Below are 6,007 nucleotides of genomic sequence, written 5' to 3' on the forward strand. Positions count from 1 at the left end.
GACCGTCACTCAAAACGGCGACCAGGAGGATCACATGGCTGGGATGAAGTCAACCACTGTGCAGGGCCTGCAGACGGCCGAAAACTACCTGGAGGAGGCGCACGAGAGTCTGCAGCAATCGAGCGCGCAGCTGGATGACTTCCTCTCACAGCTGCAGTGGGTGGGCAATGCGTCCACGAAATTCGCCACAGCCATGGCCCAGTTCTACGCGGATTTCGGCCAAGTCCTGAAAGATCTCAATGACATCAGGTACGCGGTCGAGAAGGCCCATGGTGCCACCATCAGCGCCGATGACGCGACGGAAGCCACCGCCAGTCAACTGTCCGGCCTCATGGGGGACGGCATGAGCCCGCAGACCCCCGGGCTCCCCCTCGGGTCCGACGTGCCCGCCCAAGGCGTAATGGCGACTCCCGGCAGCACCGCCGCCACCGCCGGTGTCTCGTTGGGAACCCCCGGTGGCGGCGTGGTGAACGGCCCCTCCACCCCGGGCGGCGGCCTGAACCTGCTGTGACGGCCCGCACTCCGAACCCTTCAACTCACATTGCCCCGGAAAGGAAATCACATGTCGGATGTCACCTACGCCTACAACCCCAACAGTCTGGGAGATGCTCCGGACCAGTTGCTGGCTTTCGCCCAGATCGTGATCGATCACGTCCGTGGGCTCTACAGCCACGACCAGAAGGCGCTGGCGGGCTGGTCCGACAGCAGCAAGTTTGAGTACGAAAGGCGCAGGCTGACCTGGAACGCTACGGCCGATGACATGGCCAGGAAGGCAGGAGAGGCCGCCGACGGGCTGCGTGACATCCTCGGGCTGATGGAGCAGACCGAGAGGACCAATGCCGCCGCTTTCGGCGGATGATCACCGCGGCACTCGCGGCGGCACGAGTGGTGCCTGGCCCTTGAGGGAGAGGCACCACCCGTCCTGCGGGGACAGAAAAGGCCAAGCCGAAGCGGAGAACCAGGAAAGAGGGAGTCATGGACGGACGTGAGGATCTCCACGGCCCGGAGGCCCCGCAGGAGGACGTCAAGGACACGGCGGTCAGCTACGACGGTCCGCTCGATCCCAGCGTCTCCGCGGGTACAGGTGCGCTGACCGCCAGTAACGTGGCGGAAATCAATTCGCCGAACTTCTCCGGGGGGAATGGGAATGTAGTGAGTGCGCCGAGCGCCGCTGAATTCGACCTCCTCATCCAGTACTTTCTGGATTGCGGCCGACTCTTGGACGACTCGCATAATACGCTTGCAGCGGCGCTCAACGCCGCGGCGGGTGGCTGGCCGACTGCCGCTGCCACGGGACTTCTTCTCACGAAGCATCGCGATGCGCATGCGGCGACGACGGGGAAAGCCAGGGATCTTATGGGAAGCCTGGCTCAGACGGGCGGCAGCATCAAAGGCAAATATTCGGATGCCGGTGAGGCGACCGAAGTGACGGCGGCGCAGATCCAGGACGCGTTGGCTCCTTCGGTAGCACAGATACAGGGAATCAACAGCTCGGCGGAGGAATCCGGCGCAAAGTCCGACGCGTAGCCCGAACAGGGCCGGCCGCCGCAGCCGAATCCTGCGGAGTTGAACCCGGAGACGATCAAGCAAGCGGCGACTCAGGAGCGCGGCGCACATGGGCAAAAAAAAAGATCCATACCTTGACGCGAACGCCGACCAGGATAACCTGCCTGATTACCTGGCCAGAGGGGCCGGCGGCGAGTATGTTCTTGCTGCGCAGAACACGCTTGCAGATACCGCGGACGAGCATAAGAAACTCAACGATTCACCGTGGCAAGGGCTTGAGACGATGATCGTCGGCGGTTCGGGCCAATATCTGGGGCAGCCGGTTCTGATAAGCAATGACACCAATCAGAGACTTGCCGCCGATACCTCCAATCCGGCGACCCTCAGTCAGCTTGCCACTGCGTTTGATCAGGCGGAGAAGACCTACCGCGCTGTCGGCAATTCTATGCACAAGGTGACGGAGGCGCTGACCGGCGACAACGGTATTTGGCAGGGGCCGGCTGCGCGGTCGTTCGACGCGATGATGAAAGTGGCCGGCGACCAGCTCCTGGCGAACGCGGACGCGATGGCTGCCACCCCCTTTCGTCCATCGCTGGCACAGCAAGTGGCCGACAGCGGGGCCACCCTGCAAGCCGCGATCGACATGACCATCAAAGTGGACGAGTTCTACGGAAAACAGTTGGCGGCGGTCAGCGGGATCGTCATAGGTGATTCATCGGGGAAGCAGACGCACGGCCGCTTCGCCGCCTTCCTCGAGCAGCTTGAACGGCTCCTCAAGCAAGACCTCATCACCATCATTTACGCCGTCAACAGTCACTACCAGCCCACCGTGGCGACCGTGGTCCCGCCCACCGACGTCAAAAATCCGTTCGTCGGGTTGGACGGTGGAACCGACAGCACAGGCGGCAGCAACACCACTTCCACCGGCTTGCCCGACGAACTGAACAATCTCGGCGGCCTCGGTGCGCTTCTGGGGAACCTGGGCGGTGCGGGTGGCAGTGGCGCGGATGCGGGGGACCCAGGTGGTGCGGGTGGCGCGGATGACGGGGCCGGCGCGGCCCTTCCGGACGCGTCGAGTGCGCTGAACGGACTGTCCGAGCTCTCCGGCCTCGGAGGCAGTGGCGGCGCGGACACCTCCGATTCGGCGGGCAGCGGCGAGGGCCTGGGAACGGGCGACGCGTCGCTTTCCGACTCCGGTATTTCCCCCGTGGCCTCGGGGATCAGCGGCCTCGACGGACTCTCCGGCCTCGGAGACAGCGGCGGCACGGACACCTCCGGTGCCGTCGGCAGTGGCGAGGGCCTGGGAACGGGCGACGCGTCGCTTTCCGACTCCGGTATTTCCCCCGTGGCCTCGGGGATCAGCGGCCTCAACGGTCTCAGCGGCCTGGGCAAGGCCGGTTCCTCTTCCACGGGCAAGGACAAGAGCGTCGGCTCGGCCGGCCTCTCCGGTCTGTCGGGGCTCTCCGATGCCGGCACGGATCTCTCCGACCAGGTGGGCATACCCTCGGCGTCGGCTTCGGGGCTGACGGGTCTCGACGACGCGGCTTCGAAACTTTCTCCGTCGGAGAGCGCACTGGACACCGGCGGTATCCCCACGGTCGGCGGAGCCGCGTCGGACACCGACCTGGCAGCGCTCGGCGGTGCGGGGACGAGTACCGGCACCGGCTCCACCGCGATGTCGCTCGGTGACGGGGGTCTGGCCGCGTCCTCGGCACCGATCACGGGAACCGTGACAGCGGGCAGCGCCGGCACGAGCGCCTCGGGTGGCATGCCGTACATGCCGATGGGCGGCATGGGCGGGGCCGGCGCGGCCGCCGGGGCCCAGGGCGCCGGGGAACGCAGTGAGGCGTCCGGCCTGATGTCGCGCGCCTCCGACGCCTGGGACGCGGGGCTCGACCTCGGCGAGGACGGCCTCGACAGCGCGATCGGTGTGTCGGCCGGTGGCGCCGTCCTGACGCTGAGCGGCGCCGGGGCGGGCACGGCCGACTCCGCCGCTGACGAGGCGGCACCCGTCGCCCCGGCGGTCGGTATGCCGTATCTGCCGATGGGCGGGATGGCGGCGGGCGCCGCCCACGCCGGCCAGGGGCCGGGCAGCAGCTCGACGGAACGCCCCGGCGAGGCCGGAGTGTCCGCCGCACGGCAGGAACCCTGGACCGCGTCGGAGGAGGAACTACTGGCGGCGGACGCACAGTTCGCCGCCGGTGCCGAGCCGGGGGCGGCGGCCTTGGACCTCCCGCGGACAGCGGAGCCGGCCGCCGACGTCGGCGGATCGGCGATGCCCACCGCGGCACGGGAGGGCGACGGGGCGGTAACGGCCGCGGCGGCCGACTCCGGGACCGAGCCGGGGACGGCTGCTCCGGATCTCCCGCAGACCGAAACGACCGCGACCGCGGCGGCAGGTGCCGTCGGGACCGCCGTACCTGCCGCACAGGCCACGTCCGCGGCCGTCGCCGGCTCCGCGGAGGCCGTCGTCCCGCAACCGTCCCCTGCCGATGCTTCCGCCGCGCCTGCCACGGCCGCTGCCGCTGCCACGGCACCACCAAGGCATACGGCGAGCGCCGCGGCGCACGACGGTGTGCCGGACGACGAAACGGCGGCGTGGGCGGTCGCCCCGGGGGCTCTGCTGCCCCTGCTGTGGCAGGGGCGGTACGGACGCGGACAGGCCGAGCGGGAACAGGGAAGTCCCGAGCCGGGATCCGCGGCGGCCGGCGGTGCGCGGGCGGAGCAGGACGTTCCGGACGGCGGCTCGGGGCGGGCGATCTGGCGACCTGAGCAGTCTTCCACGACGCTTGCCCCGGACCGGATCACCCAGGAGACCGGTGGCATGACGATGGCACAAGCCGTGACCCGGATGCAGGAGGCCATCGACCGGGCGGAGTCCGAGGAGCCGGAAGGCGGGCAGCACACCGACGCCGACTCTTCGAGCGGCGAAGCCACGCCCCCGGAGGAGGGCCCGGATCAACGCCGGGACATCGCCGCCCTGCTGAGACAGGACGACGGCGCATGGGGGAGCCCTACGAGGTCCAACCTCTTCACCTGAGCGGTGTAACGACGCGCCGACCCGTGCACGTCGATCACAGCCGCCCGACTCGACCTGAGCAGACCGGGCGGCCAGAACATGGAGGGCAGCGTGGAGGACCAGCAGCTGGAAGAACTGTTCGAGCACTATCGCACGAAGCGGGCGGCGGCGACCGAGGCGTTTCAGCGGATCAACTCGATCTCCGTGACCGAGGTGTCCCGCCGGGAGACCGTGAAGGTGACCGTCGGAGCGCGTGGTGACATCAGCGCGTTGGAGTTCCCGACCACCGCCTACCGCAGGATGGCCTCCGCGGAACTGGCGGAGATCATCCTCGACACCCTGGCCAAGGCCCGGACGAAGGCACTCGCCGAGGTCGCGAGTATCCGCCTCGGCGGCATGTTCGAAGGCGTCAACGCCTCCGACCTGTTCCAGGGCAAGATCGACCCGGCGTCCCTGCTTCCCGAGGATCCGTTCGAGGCCGCGGGGTTCGGCGAGACCATCGGGCTCGTTGACGGCGAGCGGAGCGAGTGATGGGCGAGATCACCGGTTACAGCGCCGACGGGGTGAACGGGGGAGGCGCCGCCCTGCATGGAGTCGCGCACGCGATCAGCAAGGCCGCGTTGGATCCAGCGGCCGATATCTCCCATGCCTTCAATGGCGATGAGTCTCTGGGAGACCTTGAGAAAATGACCAAGACGCTGGCGGAGCAGATCCACGAGGTGAGCCAGGGTGTCCTCCATGTCAGCGGGACGACCGCGGGCAAACTGAGCGACGCCGCAAGCCTCGTGACCAACACAGGTGACGATACTGCGAGTATCGCCTCGGGGTTGAATCACTTGTAGCCGGTACTTCCCCTGCACGCCTCCCTGCGCGGCGCCCGCCACCTCGATTTTGGGCGGTGCCGACGGCAATACCGCACGTGCGGACGGCCGGGGCTTGCAGCGCCAGTCACCCTCCCGGTGACCAACAGGGCTCCTGAGCTGGAGAGTTGAGGCCTAGACACCTCTCTCGACGGCGCGGGAGCCCTGTCCGTTTGGCCGGGTGGGTATGGACGGGTACTGGGTGGGGTCTTCGGGGTCCTGGTGTGGGGGTGTGGGGTCGTGGGGGTGGGGGTGCTGTTCGTAGTTTGGTTGGTGGAGTGGAAGCTGCCGGCGTGAGGGGGCGGGTCGTCGTGAGTGCTGTGGTGTGCGGGCGGGGCTCGCGTGCTGTTGTTTGTGGTGTGTGTGGGGCGTCGTTGTGCGTGATTTGAATGTGCCGAAGTTTTTGCAGTGGATTGCGCCTGCGTTGGTGGGTAGTGCGTGGCCGAAGGCGCGTGAGTCGGGGCTTTTTGGGTTGGGTGTTGCTCATGAGCGGTCGGCGCGGGAGTTGTTGTTTGCGCAGGGGGCGGTGAGGGGGGCGCGTGAGCGGCTTCGTGGGAGTGCGTCGGGGTGGGCTGCGGATGCGATGGATGCTTATCTGCGTCAGCTTGAGGAGAGTATTCCT

Annotated in this window: 6 protein-coding genes; all 6 read left to right on the plus strand. The window is 67.8% G+C overall.

Features of this window, described 5'->3' with window-relative positions; translation table 11 throughout:
• The first annotated feature begins 34 nt into the window (after nt 1-34).
• The 6 genes from OHB00_RS40560 to OHB00_RS40585 all read left to right on the plus strand — a co-directional run bounded on the left by OHB00_RS40560 (nt 35) and on the right by OHB00_RS40585 (nt 5,367).
• Nucleotides 35-511, plus strand: coding sequence for a WXG100 family type VII secretion target (locus OHB00_RS40560; protein WP_406442576.1), 477 nt, complete (start codon nt 35-37; stop codon nt 509-511).
• 51 nt (nt 512-562) lie between these two features.
• Entirely contained in the window at nt 563-859 is a 297-nt protein-coding gene (locus tag OHB00_RS40565; RefSeq protein ID WP_406442578.1) for a WXG100 family type VII secretion target, read from the plus strand.
• Nucleotides 860-975: 116 nt separating this feature from the next.
• Nucleotides 976-1,527, plus strand: coding sequence for a hypothetical protein (locus tag OHB00_RS40570; protein ID WP_406442580.1), 552 nt, complete (start codon nt 976-978; stop codon nt 1,525-1,527).
• Between the two features lie 88 nt (nt 1,528-1,615).
• Nucleotides 1,616-4,546 carry a hypothetical protein gene (locus OHB00_RS40575; RefSeq protein WP_406442582.1) on the plus strand — a complete coding sequence of 977 codons (2,931 nt, stop codon included), beginning with the start codon at nt 1,616-1,618 and terminating at the stop codon, nt 4,544-4,546.
• A 90-nt stretch (nt 4,547-4,636) separates the two neighbouring features.
• Nucleotides 4,637-5,056, plus strand: coding sequence for a YbaB/EbfC family nucleoid-associated protein (locus OHB00_RS40580; RefSeq protein ID WP_406442583.1), 420 nt, complete (start codon nt 4,637-4,639; stop codon nt 5,054-5,056).
• The gene (locus OHB00_RS40585; protein WP_406442585.1) at nt 5,056-5,367 is read left to right on the plus strand and encodes a hypothetical protein; all 312 of its coding nucleotides are present in this window, start codon (nt 5,056-5,058) and stop codon (nt 5,365-5,367) included. The genes OHB00_RS40580 and OHB00_RS40585 overlap by 1 nt, the downstream gene beginning before the upstream one ends.
• Nucleotides 5,368-6,007: the final 640 nt, after the last annotated feature.

Source organism: Streptomyces sp. NBC_00631 (assembly GCF_045206895.1).
Classification (GTDB): domain Bacteria; phylum Actinomycetota; class Actinomycetes; order Streptomycetales; family Streptomycetaceae; genus Streptomyces.